Here is a 17,393-nt window from a genome sequence, read left to right as displayed (position 1 = left end):
ATTATTTCTTTAATAATGACTTCAATTGAAGATACTTCAACATCTTATTTATATCTGGATGTTCCCCTCTTACTTCAATCTCTTTTTTAAGAAATTTTATTGTTTCATCAATTTTTCCCATCTGGTAATAAATAATTCCTATCATTTTATTAACTGGAAATTTAATTGGATCAATTTTTTTATAATAATCGTATGCTATATCCAGAAAACCCATTTTATGATAGTATTTTGCAATATAAAAGTAATCCTGATCTTCTAAATTTGAATATTTTGTAATAACATTAATCCAATGTTTCTCTTTGTTTAATTTTAAAAGGAGATATAAATAATTTTCTCTTAATTTTTTATTTTGTAATCTATTTTTAAATTTTGTATATGTTTTAATTGCTTGCAAATTATTATCTTTTTTAAAATAAATTGTTGAAACTAATAAATTAAAAAGAATATTCATTTTGTTTTTTGATAAAAATTCTTTTAATATATTTAAAGCTTCATCTATAAGGTCAAGTTCTATTAAATTCTGTAATAATAATAAATCAATTACAGGTTTATACTTTTGAATATATGAAATGGAAGCAATAACTTTGTATGAAGAATTAAATTTCTTTTGAAAATATAATTTGTAAGCTAAAAATATTTTTTTTATCAACTCATCTTTTATATTTAAAAATTCATCAACATCAAGTCCTGAATTAAGGCCAATTATTAGTAAAAAGAGATAATATATATTGATTTTATCTTCAGAATAGAATTGCTCAATTATCATGTAAGCAGAATTTTTATTAGACTTTTTAATATTTCTGATAAATTTAAGAAAAAGAAACAAATCTTCATAATTACCATTAATTTTCTTTTCTAAAGAGTCTATTTTTTCTCCAGTTTTAAAATTGTCTATGATTTTTTTTGCATTATTATCTTTACAATAATTTATAATGTTAAAAAAATAATAAACAATCTCTTCTTCATTATCCATTTTAAAACATATCCTTATTTTATTATAAAATTTTTAAGAGTTCTTCTTCCTTAATTTTTCTCTATAATATTTGTCATTTATCCGATTAATCCTTTTTGAAATATCTTCATTTACTAATTCTATAAGTTGCATTTTTAATTTCTCTTTTTTATAAAGTTCAATCGCTTTTTTATAATCTTTTTTATAATGTTCCAGTATTTTTAAATATTCCACAAATAAACTTTCATAAAAATTAAAAGTATCATAATATTTTTCAAACAGTTCACAAATCTTTTCAAAATATTTTTCTTTCTTTAAAAGCACTATATAACTATAAAAAAGCATTTCATTTTTAAGGTAAAGTTTATCTTTTAATAATAGTTTTTTAGCAATATTATATTTTTTATTCTTTATAAGATAAAATATTAAATTATAATAATTTATTCTTTCATTTTTTGAAACAAGGTCCTTTTCAAAAGTATCAATAAGATTTAACAATGAAAGAACATCATAATAGTTATGTTCAAGAATTTTAGTAATATTTGCAGGTTCACCCCTAATGTATTTAAAATATTCATATGGAACTAACTGTGAATCTAAATCATCTTCTCTAAAAAATCCTAACAACTCTTTTTCAAGTGTTTGGAGATTATATTTAGGAAATCTATCTTTATATAAAATTCTGGAAATATGATAAAGGTCAATATGAAATTTATTTTCAATGATATCAAATATTTCAAATTTTTGATTCATTATAAATCGATTTTTAATTAAAGGTAGATCAAACGATTTTCCATTAAAAGATAAATAAAAACTTTTCATCTGCAAAAAGTTAGCAATTATATCAAGAGCTTCTTTTTCCTGACTAAAATTTTTTAAAAAAATTTGAGTTATTATAAATATATCATTTTCAAAATATCCAAATGAATAAAGAAAAATAAAAGTACCTGAACCACCTGATAAACCGGTAGTTTCAGTATCTATGAAAAGAATTTCATCTTTTGAGAAATTTGATAAATTAAAAATATCTTTAAAATTATCTATCTCAATTTTTTTTATAAAATCAACTTTTTTTTCTATAATATCATAATTCATTTATCGTTTTTTTAAACTTTTTTCTTTTTCATATCCTGATTAAGTTTTTTAGTCCATAAAGAGATAGTTTTTTTAATTTTATCGAGTTCAGTCCTTTTGTTTTCTAAAAGATATAATCTACCTAAAGCTCTTAAAAAATTTAAAGCTTTTTTCATATCATCACTGTTATGACCTGCAATCTCATATTTTTCTCTATAAAGCTTTGCAACCTTAATTAAATTTTCTTCTACCAGATCCCTTAAATTTCTTCTTGCCTGATAACCCTCAATTCTTGGATCATTTTTAGATCTTAAACCAATATAATCTAAAATATTCTTTGCAAGATTAGTTGCTCTTCCTTTTATCTCTATAAAACTCATTTTCCATTTTGAATTTTCCCCATACGCATCTTCTACCTGATCTATAAGAAAAAACAATCTTTGAATAAAATTATATCTATCATCATCTGAAAATTCTACAAATTTCTTTTGAAATTCAACAATTTCACTTAATTTTAAATCAATAAAACTTGAAGTCCATTTTTCTCCTAAAATTAAAATTTTATAAAGAAGTTTTCTAGCTTCATCTAATGAATCTTCATGTTTTATTCCCATAGTGGAAATTGCAACATTATTAATTGCTAAATAATTTGTTATTATATTCATATATGTTTCAGCAATTTGTACCTCAATTAAAGCTGAAGGATTACCGGTTTCTTCTAGGACTTGTTTAGCTTTATTTTCCAATTCCTTAATATTTTCCATTAAAGATCTAATTTGCTCTTTATATAGTCTGGATTTTGATTTAAACGCTTCTTTTTGCTCAGCAGAAACAGCCATAGATTCCCCTTTTTACTAATTATCGTCAATATTTTAATATAATAATTAATCTTAATATAAAATATAACAATTTTTAAAAAAAACTAAAAAATTTTATTTACAAATTGACTATATTGTATTTTTATTTAATATCAAGTAAAATAATTTTTGTTTAAAGCTATTTAATTATATTGTTTTTTAACAAAATTACAAGAAAAAAAAAGGGGGTTTTATGTACGATTATGCAAATAATTCTAATTATAAACTCATAGAAAAAAGAGAAATTAAAGAATTAAAAGGAACTGGATATTATTTAGAACATATTAAATCAGGAGCTAAAATTGTTGTAATTAGTAATAATGATGAAAATAAAGTTTTTTCTATAGGATTTAGAACACCACCTGAGGATAATTCTGGAACACCACATATATTAGAACATTCTGTTCTTTGTGGTTCTAAAAAATATCCTGTAAAAGAACCTTTTGTCGAGTTAATAAAAAGTACTCTTGCAACTTTTATAAATGCATTTACTTTTTCTGATAAAACAATGTATCCTGTTGCCAGTAAAAATGAAAAAGATTTTTTAAATCTAATTGATGTTTATATGGATGCTGTTTTAAACCCAAACATCTATGATGAAAAAGAAATTTTTCTACAGGAAGGATGGCATTTAGAATATAATAAAGAAAAAAATAAATTTTTTTATAATGGTGTGGTTTATAATGAGATGAAAGGAAGTTATTCTTCACCAGACTCTATTCTTTTTAGTAAAATACAAACCTCACTTTTCCCTGACAATGTTTATTCATTTGATTCAGGTGGTGATCCAGATTACATTCCTGAATTAACTTATGAAAAATTCCTCAATTTTCATAAACAATATTACCATCCTGTCAATAGTTATATTTTTATTTATGGTGATGCTGACTATAATTCTTTGTTAAATTATATTGATTCAAATTATCTTTCAAAATATGAAAAGATAGTAATTAATTCAAAAATAGAAATCCAAAAACCTTTTGAAAAAGAGATAGAAAAATCATATTCCTTTCCAGTTTTATCTGAAAAAGAACTTAAAGAAAATACTTATTTATCAATGAATTTTGTTACTGGAAATACAAAGAATTCTATAGATTTTTTAGGGTTAAATATTTTAGAATATATTTTAATGGAAACTGAAGCTTCCCCATTAAAAAAAGCTCTAATTGATGCTGAAATTGGAAAAGATGTTCTGGGACACTATGAAATTTTTATTCGACAACCATTTTTAAGTATTATAGTTAAAAAATCTGAAATAGACAAAAAAGAAAAATTTAAAAGCCTAATTTTTAAAACTTTAACTGATCTTGTAGAAAATAGAATAGAGGAAAAACTTATAAAATCTTCTATAAATCATTTTGAATTTCAATTACGTGAAGCTGATTATTCAGGTTTTCCAGCAGGTTTATATTACAATGTCTTAACTCTTTCGACATGGCTTTATGATGATGAACCATGGAAACCATTAGAATATGAAAAAGTTTTAAATTACATCAAAAACAATTATAAAAAAGGTTATTTCGAAAATTTAATTTCAAAATATCTTATAAACAATACACATAGATCGTTAATTATACTAAAACCAGAAACAGGCTTGCTTGAAAAGAAAAATAAAGAGGTTGAACAAAAAATAAATAATATAATTTCTAAACTTTCAAAAGATGAAATTGATAAAATTTTAGAAGAAAACAAGAAATTAAAATTAAGGCAAACAACACCTGATAAACTTGAAAACCTTGAAAAATTACCTTTATTAAATATAAAAGATATAAAAAAAGAACCTGAATTGATTCCACTTGAAATAGAAGAAAAAGAAAATATTAAATTGTTATATAATAACATTGAAACTAAGGGGATATCATATTTCACACTTTTATTTAATCTTAATTCTATTCCAGAAGATTTACTACAATATGTAAAATTATTTTCTTCTATTCTTGGGAAAATTGATACAAAAAAATATAATTACATGGATCTTTCTAATGAGATAAATATTATAACTGGAGATATTAACTTTCACATAAATAACTTTATAGATAAAAATAGTTTAGATAATTTTACTCCTGTTTTTGGAATAAAATCAAAAGTTTTAAAAGAGAACATCGAAAAATCAATTGATCTTGTAAACGAAATTTTAACAAATTCTATTTTTGAAGATGAAAAAAGGATTAAAACAATTATTTCAGAATTAAAATCAAGGATGGAAGTTTCAATTATGAATGCTGGACATTCATTTGCAAATACTAAAGTTTTATCTTATATATCTTCTGCTGGTAAATTTAATGAACTTGTTAATGGAATAGAATATTATAAATTTCTTAAACATTTAGATACTAATTTTGATTCCTTAAAAGATGAAATTATTGAAAAACTAAAAACTATAAAAAAGATTTTAATAAATAAAAACAATTTAAATATTGGATTTGCTGGAAGTATAGAAGATTTTAATTCATTTAAAGATAATTTAACTCATTTTACTTTTGATACTTCATCTTATCAAAAAGGTGAGTGGAATTTCTTAAAAAATGAAGAAAATGAAGGATTTATTATTCCTGGACAGGTTCAATATGTAGCAAAAGGATTTGATTTTGTTAAAGAGGGATATAAATACAATGGCCAACTATTGGTTTTAAAATTAATTATGGATATGGATTATTTATGGAATAAAGTAAGGGTAATTGGTGGAGCCTATGGTGCTTTTTCTATTTTGAAAAGATCAGGTGTCCTTATAATGTCTTCATACAGGGACCCTAATTTGAAAAAAACTTTAGATGCATACAATGAAGCATACAACTATTTAAAAGAATTAAATCTAAATGAAAGAGAATTTAGAAAATATGTTATAGGAACAATTGGTAAAATTGAGGGTGTTTTAACTCCATCAATGAAACAAGATGTTAGTATATCAAGATATTTTTCAAATATAAAAGATGAAGACCTTATAAAAGAAAAAGCAGAAATTTTAAATACTTCTTTTAACACTATAAAAAAAGAAATTGAATTCATTAAATCAATTAAAAATAAAGGGAAATATTGTACAGTTGGAACTAAAAAGAAAATAGAAGAAAATAAACTTTTGTTTAAAAATATTGAACAAATAATATAAAATAAATTTATACTTTAATTTTTAAAATAAATTTTTCTGAATTTCCTCATCTTATTTCTAAAATCTTATTTATAAATTTTATAATTTATGAATGAAATAATTATTTGTTGTTTTTCATCTAAAAGATTTATTTTTATCTGTTCTGGTACAATATAAATATTAATTTTTTTAAATAAAAAAAAGAGATTAATGTATTTTTGTCCATTGAAGTAAATATCTATTCCTTTTAATGTCTTATTTCCCTTATCTGTAAAAAATATTAATTCCTTGTTTTCTTCATCTTTAGATACTTTAAAAATATTACTGTTTTTAGAGGTAGTGTATTTAATTTCATAATTATTAAGTAATTCTTTAATTTTCGATTCGCTTAAAACAAAAAAAACAAGTGAATCATTTAAAAAACTAAAATAATTTTTTATAAAAGCTTTATAATCATCATAGACATTTTCTATAGTATAAAGAGGAGTTTTTCCCTTTTCATAATATAAAACAATTTTTGCTGGTTTATGTTTCCTATCTAAAAAAGCTTCATCAGGTAATTGATTTATGTAGTCATCAAATAATTTTGATTTTAATTCACAATTAAATCTTTGAGGTATTTTTTTTTCAAAGGAATTAACAAAATTTTTAAATTTATCTTTTCCATTAATATCAATAGAAAATAAATTAATTGTAAATAAAGCAGTTAATAGAATTAATAAAAATGGAAAATGAAAATAAAAAATTACTTTATTTTTTTTATTATTTTTCAACATTTTCGTTCTCCTTTAAAAGAGTTCTTGCATGAATAAGAGCTTCTTTTGATTCAGGATTTCCTGATAACATTCTTGCAATTTCTTTTATCTTATTTTCACCATCAACTATTGTAGCTTTAATATTTGTTTTATCCTTTACAAATTCTTTTTCAATATAAATATGGTGATCCGATAATGAAGCTATTTGTGGCAAATGGGTAATACATATTATTTGTTTTGTATATGATAGTTTTTTTATCATTTTACCTACTAAGTTAGCTGTATTTCCACCAATACCTGTGTCAATTTCATCAAAAATAAAAGTTTCTAATGAATCATATTTTGATAAAGCTAATTTTAAAGATAGCATTAACCTTGAAATTTCCCCACCTGAAGCTATTTTCCTTAATGGTTTTATAGTTTCACCTATATTGGGAGCAATACCAAATTCAACATAATCAATACCGTATTGGTAAAGTTTAAACTTTTTTCCATTTACTTCAAAAAAGGAATTTTCATCTTCCTGGTGAGAAATTTTGATTATAAATCTTGTCTTTTCCATCCCAATTTTTTTTAAATTTTCATGAAGCATATTTTCAAGTATTTTGGCATTTTTTGCTCTCTCTTTTGAAATCTCGATTGCAAGTTTAACCATATCTTTTTTTAAAGCATCAATCTTTTTCTCACTATCTTCAATCTTTTGATCATAATTTTCTAAGGTTTCAAGTTCAAATTGGGCATTTTTTTTAAATTCTAATATTTCATTTATTGTTTCACCATATTTTCTTTTTAGGTTTTCAATTAGCTCAATCCTCTGGTCAAGGTAATTAACTCTTTCTTCTGAATAATCAACATTTTCTACATAGTTAACACAAAAATCTGAAACTTCCTGTAGTTTTACATCAACCTCTTCAAGAATTTTTATTACTGGTAAAATTTTTTTATCAAATTCTTTTATAGATTCCAATCCATTAATAAAAGAATATATTGATTGTGATATACTATATTCATCTTCTGATATTCCATTATGAATGGATTGAAAAACCTGGACAATTTTTTCTAAATTTGAAATTAGTCTTCTTTCTTCAAATAAATTCTCATCTTCTTCATTAAGATTTGCATTTTCAATTTCCTCAATAGAATATTTTAAATAATCTTTTCTTCTATTTCTTTCCTGTTTCAATTCTTTAAGTTCTTTTAACTCTTTTTCAAGTTCTTTAAGTTTGTAAAATTTTTCCTTATATTCATTTACTTTATTCTCAATTTTAGAAAATTTATCCAGATATTTTATATGATTTTTTAAATCTAATAAACTTTGATGTTCATGTTGACCAATCAGGTCTATAAGACTGGAAAAAATGTTTTCTATAACTTTTTTTGAAACAATTGTATCATTTATATAAAATTTATTTTTTTGTGCTTTTGGTATATAAATTCTTCTTACAAAAAGCTCATTGTTTTCAATTTCAATTCCCAATTCATTTAAATATAAAATTATATCTTTATTTTCAATTAATACTACACCTTCAACCAAAACATTTTGATTAATATCTTTAATAAAAGTTTTATCAATATTATCACCTAAAAGAAGGGATACAGCATTAATTATAATTGATTTACCTGCTCCAGTTTCACCTGTTAATATATTTAACCCCATTTTAAATTCAATTGATAAATCATCTATTAAAGCATAATTTTTTATATGAATTTGCTCAAGCATAATCTACTGTCCCCATTTGAGTTTTTTTGAAATTATATTGAAAAAATCAAAATCTGGTTTTCTTACAAGGTAAGTTTTATATTTACTTTTTGTAATATTTAACTCATTTCCTGATTTCAAGTATTCTCCTCTTTGCCCATCCATTGTAATAATAGCCTTTTTTTTACTTAATAGCTTTATTCCTATTGTATGAGTATCTTTAATTATTATTGGTTTCATGGTAAATGAATGAGGACATATTGGAGTAACTATAATACCATTTATTAAAGGAGAAATTATTGGACCACCTGCTGATAAAGAATATCCTGTAGAACCTGTAGGAGTAGAAATAATTACTCCATCCCCTTTGATTCTGGAAAGAAGTTTTCCATCAATAAATAAACCTATATCAATAGGAGTTGATAAAACATATTTAGTAACTGCAATTTCATTAAAAGCACTCATATTTATTATTCTTCCATTTTTGTTTATATGCCCATCAAGCATCATTCTTGGCTCTGTAATATAATTGCCTTTAAAATACTCATCAAGGAATGAACATACATTATCACAATCAAACCATGTTAAAAAACCCAATTTACCCTTGTTTATACCTATTATTGGTATATCATGTTTTTTTATCTCATTTGCAACAAATAAAAATGTTCCATCTCCTCCCATACTTAATACTAAAGTGTATTCACTAAAATGTAAATGCTTATCCTCACTATTTAGATAATAAAACCCTTTATTATTTCTTTTTAACCCGATAGTATAAAAATCGATTTTTTTTGCTTTTAAATAATCTATAATAACTTTAACATGGGAAAAATTTGAATTATTTTGATAATAATAAATAAGAACTTTATTTTCTTTCATTTATATATTCTATTGCTTCTTGATCAGAATTTGTATAAATAAACTTATCATCTAAACCCACAAGTTTCAATACATTTAATACCTGTTCAGAAATCTCTGATAGAATAAGAATTCCGTCGTTTTCCTGTACATTTTTTAAATTAGCAACAAGTAACCTTATTCCTGAAGAAGATATATACTCTACTTCTCTGAGATTAAATATTATGTATTTAATATTGTTATGAAATCTTTCTTTTAGTTCGTTTTCAAATTCTATTGAATTTTCAATATTTAATCTTCCTGAACATTTAATATAGATTATATCATACTTTACATCAATATTATACCCCATCTTTACCCTCATCTTTTTTATATTTTACTATTGTTGTAATATTAATATTTCCTGCTCTTTCATATGTAAACTTATCACTAAATTTATTAATTAAATAAAGTCCAAGCCCACCTAATCTTGAATTCAAATCTTTCAAAGAATTAGGAAGTTTAAAATCTTTAAATTCAACCCCTTCATCAATGAATGTAATTTTACACATTTCAAAAGTAACTTCTATTTTTACATCAATCACTTTGTGAGAATTTTTTTGATATGCATGATTAATTATATTTGCAAAAGTTTCTTCAGCACATATAACAGTTTGATTAATAAAGTCTGAAGAATAAAATCTATTTCCAAGTTCAAAATATATAATTTCTCTTAATTTTGAAAAATGTGATCTAATACTTCTTAATTTGATTTCTTTTTTCATATTTTGTTTATAAACCTTTTATCAAAATTTTCTACAAGAATACTTATTTAAAAAGCTAATTTCAAATTTTTTTTTATATTTTATATGGAACAAATTTTTTTATTTTTTAAAATTAAATTTATATCTATTTTTAATATATTCTTATTTTAATAGTATAACAATATTTACTTAAAAATATTCTACTAGAATAATATAATTATAATAATATAACAATATTTTAACTTAAAATCTATAATAAGTCAATTTTATTAATTGTTTGTAGCTTTATTAATTATATTTGTAATAAGTTTTAATTGTTCCTCTTTTAATGTTGGATAAACCGGTATATTTAAACCATATTTAGCTATTTTATTAGAATTAATAAGATTATTATTGTTTTTTTCTAGAAACATAGAAATTGGTTTATTAATTATAGGTTTTACATCAATATGACTAGTTTCAAAAAGTTCTTTCAAATAATTTAAATTATTTTCAAAGATGATATAAAAATTATTAAAATTGGGTTTATTTCTTTTTAACTCGTCAAAATCAAGATCTCTATAATAAACAATTTCAATACTATCATCTATATTATCAAGATAATATTTAATAATTTCTTTTCTTGAATTAATTATTTTATTAATTTTTCTTAACTGAGATAATCCTAAAGCACAATTAAAATCACTTAATTTTAAATTATATTCATTAACCAGGTTTTCAAGTTCTTTATATATCTTATTATCCTTTATATATAAAATAGCACCATCACCAGTTGTAATTATATCATCATCTTTTAATGAAAAAAGTGTAAAGTCAAACCCTTTCCCAATATGTTTATTATTAAAAAAAGTATGAAACGACCCCGAAAAATCAGCGATCTGTAATGTATCTATAGAATTGGTATCAGAAAAATCAGCAGAAAATCCAGCTTGGTAACTCACAAATAATAGATCATCTAAACCTGGTTTTAAATAAATAATACTATCAAAATCTGGTAAAAAACCTTTGTTGATGTCTACAGGGAAAATATTTAGATCATAATTTTTAAAAAATTCATAATAAAAAGGATCACTATTATTTGTTATAATTATATTTTCAATGCTTTCATGTTGTTTATAAATATAATCAAAGATTAATTTTATTGCTACCCACTTTGATGGTAAAAGTAATATGTTATTTAAATTGGTGATTTTTTTAATTTCATCTCTAAAAATATCATAAATAATACCAGGATAAATTCGTTCATCAATCATTGCATCCAGAACTGAAATAAAATCATCCCTTTTTAAAGAAGGTCTTTTAAACAGTATTTTTTCACTTTTCAAGAGTTCCCCCATCAATTAGAATATTCATTTTTTTAAGATCAACATACTGAACATCACCTCGTATTACACAATTTTTACCTACTTTAAACCCTGATGGAATTATAACATCATTTCCAATAAGTGTAAAACCTTCTGGTAAAATTTTTTTATACTTTATATTCTTTAAAATTTTACCAAGTTGAAAGCCGATCTCACAATTATTTCCAATTGTTAAATTTTTTTCCACCCCTGTATTTAATCCAAGTAAAATATTTTTTATCTTACTTTTTTTTCCTATAACATTATTAGGTAATATTATAGAATTAATGATTTCACTATTTTCTTTTATACTAACATTTTTAAATATAATTGAATCATAAATCTGGCTAGCAATTTCAGAATCTTTACCTAAAATAGAATTTTTCACATATCCTTTCTTTGTAATCATAATTGGCTTTTCAAAAACTAAAAAAGAATTAAAAAGATTAATTAGTCTCTTTACAGAACTGTTTTTTTCAAGAAGTTTGAAATGAAGCATTATAAAATCTTTTATATTTTTAAATCCATAATATAAAGTTTTAATTTCTATTTCTTTTGAAGGGATATTTTTTAATATCTCTTCTATTTCAGTTACTGAATCTGTTAAACTTGATAAAGATTTTATTACATTTTTGTATAAAAATTTTTTACTTACCAGAAATAAAGTTTCATCATTTTCAATAGGTATTCTATATAAATTTTCAGTTAACTTAATATTTGCCAAAGATTCCTCTAAAAACATCAATGATGTTAGACTTGAGGGAACAAACAAAAAGTAATCATTTTTACCTAATTCATTATTAGTTTCTATATTTGAAAAAATATTAATAATATTTTTTTGATTACTTCCTTTAATGAAAAGTTTTTTTTCTACATTTCCAGTAAATCTAATTTCATTAAAATATTTGATATATTTTTTTTCTTCCTCTTCATAAATAAAACTAAAATTAAAATATTTATTAAAAAATAAATTTATTATTGTAAGCTGAAAAATATTAAAATCAACAAATATAGGTAATTCACTGTAATCAATATGATCTAATATACCAGGTAATTCAGTAGATCTATTTTTCAAATATAATATTGGATAGATGCTCTTAAAATTCATATCTAGGACAATTTTAATTTTTTTCTCTTATTTGTCAATTCTTTTAACTTAAGAGGATTATTTATTAAAAATATCTTAAAAATTATATAGATTTTTATTTTAATTATATTAAAATAATTGGGTAATAAGAAAGGCAGAGGTTATTTAATAGTCTATTTTATAAAAAAAAATATAGGAAAAATATTATGGAAAATTTAGAAAAATTGCTTGATCAAAATATCAGGAAAATACCTGACTTTCCTAAAAAAGGGATCCTTTTTTATGATATAACATCCCTTCTAATGAAACCAGAAGTTTTTAATACAATTATTGAAAAAATGTTTGAATATTATAAAGACAGAGAAATCGATGGAATTATCGCTGCAGAATCTAGAGGTTTTATATTTGCAAGTCCTTTATGTTTAAAATTAAATGTTCCACTTTTATTGGCCAGAAAAAAAGGGAAACTTCCTGGTAAAACAATTTCTGCTGAATACTCTTTAGAATATGGAACAGCTACTATTGAGATTCATGAACAGGATTTAAAGAAAGTTAAGAATGTTTTAATTGTTGATGACCTTATTGCTACTGGTGGTACATTAGAAGCAATTGCTAATATTGTTGAAAAAGCTGGATGTACTGTTAAAGGAGTATTTGGAGTTATCGGATTACCATTTTTAAATTACGAAGAAAGATTAAAAAAATATAATATAAAAACTTTTATAAATTATCATGGTGAATAATATTGACTTTTTTAATAAAAAATTAATATTTCATATAAATCGGACCGTAGCGCAGGTGGCTAGCGCACTACCTTGGGGTGGTAGGGGTCGCTGGTTCAAATCCAGTCGGTCCGATTTTTACTATAACAATTTAAAACAATTTGCAAAAATTTATTTTTAATATATATTTTTTTTGCATTTGAAACAATGGAAGGGTGTCCGAGTGGCTGAAGGAGCACGCTTGGAAAGCGTGTATACGGCTAATCCCCGTATCACGGGTTCAAATCCCGTCCCTTCCGATGCCACAGAGTAGCGAACCAATAGTAAGGGAACTTCAAATCCTGCCAGGTCCTGACGGAAGCAACAGTAGAAGTTTCCCTTATTGATTGGATCTCGTTATTCTGTGGCTTTTTTAATATAATTTACATATATTTTTTTTCAAAATATATTGCAAAATTATGAATTAGTTCTATCATTTAACCAATATATGATAATACATATAATGATTTTTAATTTGGAATAACTTCAAGTTAAAATTAATGGAGTTTTTAATGGAAATTAAAGAATTTTTAACACCAAATAATATAATACTAAAACAAAATTTACAAAATAAAGAAGAAGTTTTAAAAAAATTAGCAGATATTTTTAGTAACAATTTAAATCTGGACAAAAACCTATTATATAATCTTTTTAAAACTAGAGAAAACTATCTATCTACTGGCATTGGTGAAGGAATTGGTTTACCACATATTTTTGATGATAGGATAAAAGGGTTAAATATTATAATTCTTACATTATCTAAAGGTATAGATTTTAACTCATATGATAAAAAACCCACCAATATAATTATTTCGATAGCTGCAAATCATTCTTATAATGTTATCTATCTGGAAGTTGTTGCCCATTTTATGAAAATTTTACAATTTGATAATATAAGAAAATTTATTGCTACTACTGATAAACCTGAAGAGGTTTATAATATTATTACTCAAGGGAATAATAATCATTTAATTTAGTATTATTAAGTAATAAGAGACCACATAAAGAAGCCTTCTTTTTTTCCCCTACTTTGACAATTTATAAAGTTTTTTATTAACTTCAAAAATTCAAAAGTATTAATAAATAAAGGACTTAGAAATTTTATTCTTATATTTTGTATTTTTGTTAGGTTGGAAATAAAATAAGGAATGTTTTCTGTTTCTTAAAAGAAATAGATGTGGTTTTAAAAATCACCCCTTTTATTATATTCAACTTGCTATATCATATAGAGAAAAAACTTTCAAAAGTTAAACAAAAAATTATTTATCCTTTTTGTAAATAAGATTGGATAGTTAACAAAGATTACCTACAAACTCTTGCAATAAAGATAGTAATTAAGATACCATCTTTTATACTTTAAGCAAAATGTAGTGGAGTAATTTTTTTTATATACTTCAATGCCTTATTAAATAAGTATTTTAAAAATTTAATTGTCAAAGTCTGGAAGCAACTAAAAAACAGACATAAAAGATATTTGCTTTTTATCTTTTAGATTCCTATTTTTATTCTCTCTCTTTTTCAATCAAATTTAATGTGGATTCTAAAATAGTATCTTTTTCTTTTAATAAATCATCAATATTTTGATGAACTTCAATATCTGGTAATACTCCATGAAATATATTTTCCCTCTGAATTATAGAAAGAGCTAAATTATAAATTAACTTTGTTTCTGGAAGGATAAAATATGCAAAATTGCCTGTCCCCCTGATAATATCAGCTGACTCTTCCCCTATAATTTTTCCAAAATTATATTTTTTAAATAGACAACTGAAATATTTTGTAGAAGAAGCTATATTTGAATTTTGAATTAAATATACTTTTAAATCTTTATCTTGATCAACATTTTTAATTATATTTTTAAAAAACCACTCTTTTATATTATCACAAATTTTGTAATAAAATTTAGCTTTTATAAAATTTAATAAGTAGTTTATAAATGTATAACCCAAATTTTCATGAGCAAGTATTAAAACATTTTTATTAACATTTTTATTTATTTTAATTTCTTTTTTATTTTTATCTTTATTCTTGTTTATAATATGAAAGTTTTTATTATCTATATTTTTTATTTTAAACAAAATATCTATTAAAAAGTCAGAGCAAAAACTATTTCCTCCTGGATTATTTTTTATATCAATAAGAAGATATTTTATTTCTTTTTCTTTTATAGTCTTAAAAAAATCATTAAAATGTTTCATAATTCTATATGTTATAAATGGTTCTTCATTTAAATAACTATATTTTTCAAAATAATCTTTATTAAATCTATTTAAAATATATCTTTTTAATGTTTTATAATTTAATAAGAAATCAAAATTAAAAAAATCAAAATAATTTATTTTCAAATAAGCAATTTTTTTATCATAATTTATACTCATTAATAAATTTTCATTCTCATAATAAGATTCAAAACCTTTACTTTTTAAAAATAAATTAATTTTATAAAAATTATTGGATAATATAGAGCTTATCTTTTTATCTCTTTTTAAATTTTTTGATTTTATTTTTAGATTAAAAGATAAATCAAGATCTTCTACATATACTTTTGTATTGTAAATATCTATATCTCCAAAAAGATAATATAGTTTATTTATAAATTCAAAATAACTAAATAAATAATAATTTAATTTTTTTATTCTCATCTGTTTTTTATATAAATTTTCATAATCTGAAAGATAATCTAAAATATCACTAATTTTTATTTCATTTATTGAAACAATTTTTATTTTATAATTTTTTAAATTTACTTTATCTTTTTTTATATTTTGTTTTAATGCAATTTTTTCAATTAATATTTTTTTTTGCTCATCATCCACAAAATCTAATAAATAAACATTGTTATCATTATCAATAAATACTTTTGCTGGAAACAATTTTTTATAATTATAAAGATATTTAAAAAATATATTTTCCATTATAAATTGTGAAGAATGGACATCTCTTAAGGAACATATTGTTTTATTAACTATTTTGAAAAATGAAATGCTATCAATTTTTTCTGCCTTTTCTATCTCTTTTTCAGCTTGTTTAAAAATATTATCAAATTGTTCTTTTGAAATAAAAAAATAAGGATCTGGATGTATTTTTAATATTATTTTTTTTAAAAACCTAATATCATAAAGTGCATCATTTTTTGAAATATTTCTATTATTCAAAAAATATTCATAATAATTATCTTGTTTTATTTTTTTATTAAGTTCTTTGAAAAATATTATATTATATTTTTTAATAATATAAATATTGTGAAAATATATATAAGAGACAAAAATAATATAAATAATTATTAGAGATATTAAAGCTATAAATATTTCCATCTATATCACTTCTTATAAATAATTTATGATTCTACTTAAAAAAAGGTATAATTAAAACTTTAAAAATCAATAAAATGTTATTTTTTCCTGAAATAAATTAAATTATTGAGGTGAAAAAATATGTTCAAGGAAAATAAAACACTTAAAAAAAACTTTCAAAAGTTAAACAAAAAAATATTTTACATCAAAAAAAATATTCAATAGCAACTCCATAATATGGTTCATTTATACAATAATTGTGCCATCCATAAGGATATCTGTACCTTGCATGAAATTTTAAATTAAAATGATTTGAAATTTTAATCCCTATAGAAAGAAAAAATTCGTATACAAAGAAAAATTCTGATACATTAAAATTATAATCATCAGGAAGATTAATATAAAGATATAAAATACCTAGACTAATTCCAGTTTGTAAATTAAATATTCCATTGAATATTTTCATTGATTCAAATCCAAAAAGAAAACTTAGCTGGGGTTCATATAAATTGTTAGAATCCTTTAAAGGTAAATGAAAAGGTAAACTAAACTGAAATCCATAAATAAAAATTTTATTGTGTAATAAAAAGTATGTAGAAAAACTCTGATAATTTCCTATTTCATGAACACTCATATAATTATCATCTATAATTTGAAAGGTATAATGCTTTTGTATTTGAAATTGATCCCATGAAAACATAATTGAATAATTATTTTGTGCAAAAGCATAAGATGAAAACAAGAACATCATTAATAATACAAAAAATATATTTCTAATCATATAACCATCCTTATCTTAGTTTTAATATTTGAATCAAAACTTTTTAAAATTTTATAAATTAAAACTTAAAAATTTTATTAAATAGACTAAAATTATTAAAGCTAA

The 17,393-nt window shown here is 22.1% G+C and carries 15 protein-coding genes, 2 tRNA genes and 1 other RNA gene; 6 read left to right on the top strand and 12 right to left on the bottom strand.

Going from position 1 to position 17,393, the window contains the following annotated elements:
* Window position 1: 1 nt before the first annotated feature.
* Genes ACZ5EC_RS11515 through ACZ5EC_RS11505 form a run of 3 tightly spaced genes read right to left on the bottom strand, consistent with a single transcriptional unit; the run spans window position 2 to window position 2,865 of the window.
* Window positions 2–973 carry a tetratricopeptide repeat protein gene (locus ACZ5EC_RS11515; protein ID WP_464302626.1) on the bottom strand — a complete coding sequence of 324 codons (972 nt, stop codon included), beginning with the start codon at window positions 971–973 and terminating at the stop codon, window positions 2–4.
* A 33-nt stretch (window positions 974–1,006) separates the two neighbouring features.
* Window positions 1,007–2,047, bottom strand: a complete 1,041-nt coding sequence (locus ACZ5EC_RS11510) for a ribonuclease H-like domain-containing protein (RefSeq protein ID WP_464302625.1) — start codon at window positions 2,045–2,047, stop codon at window positions 1,007–1,009.
* 11 nt (window positions 2,048–2,058) lie between these two features.
* The gene (locus ACZ5EC_RS11505) at window positions 2,059–2,865 is read right to left on the bottom strand and encodes a hypothetical protein (protein ID WP_464302624.1); all 807 of its coding nucleotides are present in this window, start codon (window positions 2,863–2,865) and stop codon (window positions 2,059–2,061) included.
* 211 nt (window positions 2,866–3,076) lie between these two features.
* On the opposite strand from ACZ5EC_RS11505, the gene ACZ5EC_RS11500 reads away from it, so the two are divergent.
* The gene (locus tag ACZ5EC_RS11500) at window positions 3,077–5,989 is read left to right on the top strand and encodes an insulinase family protein (protein ID WP_464302623.1); all 2,913 of its coding nucleotides are present in this window, start codon (window positions 3,077–3,079) and stop codon (window positions 5,987–5,989) included.
* Between the two features lie 65 nt (window positions 5,990–6,054).
* On the opposite strand, the gene ACZ5EC_RS11495 is transcribed toward ACZ5EC_RS11500, so the two are convergent.
* From ACZ5EC_RS11495 to ACZ5EC_RS11465, 7 genes are all read right to left on the bottom strand, one after another.
* Complete coding sequence (locus tag ACZ5EC_RS11495; RefSeq protein WP_464302622.1) at window positions 6,055–6,744, bottom strand: hypothetical protein; 690 nt, start codon at window positions 6,742–6,744, stop codon at window positions 6,055–6,057.
* Entirely contained in the window at window positions 6,731–8,443 is a 1,713-nt protein-coding gene (gene recN, locus ACZ5EC_RS11490) for a DNA repair protein RecN (protein WP_464302621.1), read from the bottom strand. The genes ACZ5EC_RS11495 and recN overlap by 14 nt, the downstream gene beginning before the upstream one ends.
* Before the next feature lie 3 nt (window positions 8,444–8,446).
* On the bottom strand, window positions 8,447–9,301 hold the full coding sequence (locus tag ACZ5EC_RS11485) for an NAD(+)/NADH kinase (RefSeq protein WP_464302620.1): 855 nt from the start codon (window positions 9,299–9,301) through the stop codon (window positions 8,447–8,449).
* Window positions 9,288–9,632, bottom strand: a complete 345-nt coding sequence (locus tag ACZ5EC_RS11480) for an STAS domain-containing protein (protein ID WP_464302619.1) — start codon at window positions 9,630–9,632, stop codon at window positions 9,288–9,290. The genes ACZ5EC_RS11485 and ACZ5EC_RS11480 overlap by 14 nt, the downstream gene beginning before the upstream one ends.
* Window positions 9,622–10,044 (bottom strand): ATP-binding protein, encoded by a 423-nt coding sequence (locus tag ACZ5EC_RS11475; RefSeq protein ID WP_464302618.1) that lies wholly within the window; start codon window positions 10,042–10,044, stop codon window positions 9,622–9,624. Before ACZ5EC_RS11475 ends, ACZ5EC_RS11480 begins: the two co-directional genes overlap by 11 nt.
* A 248-nt stretch (window positions 10,045–10,292) precedes the next feature.
* Window positions 10,293–11,348: a DegT/DnrJ/EryC1/StrS family aminotransferase gene (locus ACZ5EC_RS11470; protein ID WP_464302617.1), complete on the bottom strand. Its 1,056-nt coding sequence runs from the start codon at window positions 11,346–11,348 to the stop codon at window positions 10,293–10,295.
* Window positions 11,338–12,474, bottom strand: coding sequence for a GlgC family sugar phosphate nucleotidyltransferase (locus tag ACZ5EC_RS11465; RefSeq protein ID WP_464302616.1), 1,137 nt, complete (start codon window positions 12,472–12,474; stop codon window positions 11,338–11,340). Before ACZ5EC_RS11465 ends, ACZ5EC_RS11470 begins: the two co-directional genes overlap by 11 nt.
* A 185-nt stretch (window positions 12,475–12,659) precedes the next feature.
* Between ACZ5EC_RS11465 and ACZ5EC_RS11460 the strand changes: the two genes are divergently transcribed.
* The 5 genes from ACZ5EC_RS11460 to ACZ5EC_RS11440 all read left to right on the top strand — a co-directional run bounded on the left by ACZ5EC_RS11460 (window position 12,660) and on the right by ACZ5EC_RS11440 (window position 14,191).
* The gene (locus ACZ5EC_RS11460) at window positions 12,660–13,196 is read left to right on the top strand and encodes an adenine phosphoribosyltransferase (RefSeq protein WP_464302615.1); all 537 of its coding nucleotides are present in this window, start codon (window positions 12,660–12,662) and stop codon (window positions 13,194–13,196) included.
* Window positions 13,197–13,236: 40 nt separating this feature from the next.
* Window positions 13,237–13,310 (top strand) — tRNA-Pro (locus ACZ5EC_RS11455).
* Between the two features lie 74 nt (window positions 13,311–13,384).
* Window positions 13,385–13,474: transfer RNA gene (locus tag ACZ5EC_RS11450), tRNA-Ser, on the top strand.
* Between the two features lie 9 nt (window positions 13,475–13,483).
* Window positions 13,484–13,579: signal recognition particle sRNA small type (gene ffs, locus ACZ5EC_RS11445), an RNA gene on the top strand.
* Between the two features lie 147 nt (window positions 13,580–13,726).
* Window positions 13,727–14,191 (top strand): PTS sugar transporter subunit IIA, encoded by a 465-nt coding sequence (locus ACZ5EC_RS11440; protein WP_464302614.1) that lies wholly within the window; start codon window positions 13,727–13,729, stop codon window positions 14,189–14,191.
* A gap of 525 nt (window positions 14,192–14,716) precedes the next feature.
* Here the strand turns inward: ACZ5EC_RS11440 and ACZ5EC_RS11435 are convergent.
* Together ACZ5EC_RS11435 and ACZ5EC_RS11430 are read right to left on the bottom strand one after the other, a co-directional pair.
* Window positions 14,717–16,369 (bottom strand): S41 family peptidase, encoded by a 1,653-nt coding sequence (locus tag ACZ5EC_RS11435; protein ID WP_464302613.1) that lies wholly within the window; start codon window positions 16,367–16,369, stop codon window positions 14,717–14,719.
* 343 nt (window positions 16,370–16,712) lie between these two features.
* A complete protein-coding gene (locus tag ACZ5EC_RS11430) occupies window positions 16,713–17,288 on the bottom strand; it encodes a hypothetical protein (RefSeq protein ID WP_464302612.1) in 576 nt (191 codons plus the stop codon).
* Between the last annotated feature and the right edge of the window lie 105 nt (window positions 17,289–17,393).

It is taken from the genome of Exilispira thermophila (assembly GCF_055389015.1).
This window is presented reverse-complemented; position numbering and strand designations above follow the sequence as displayed.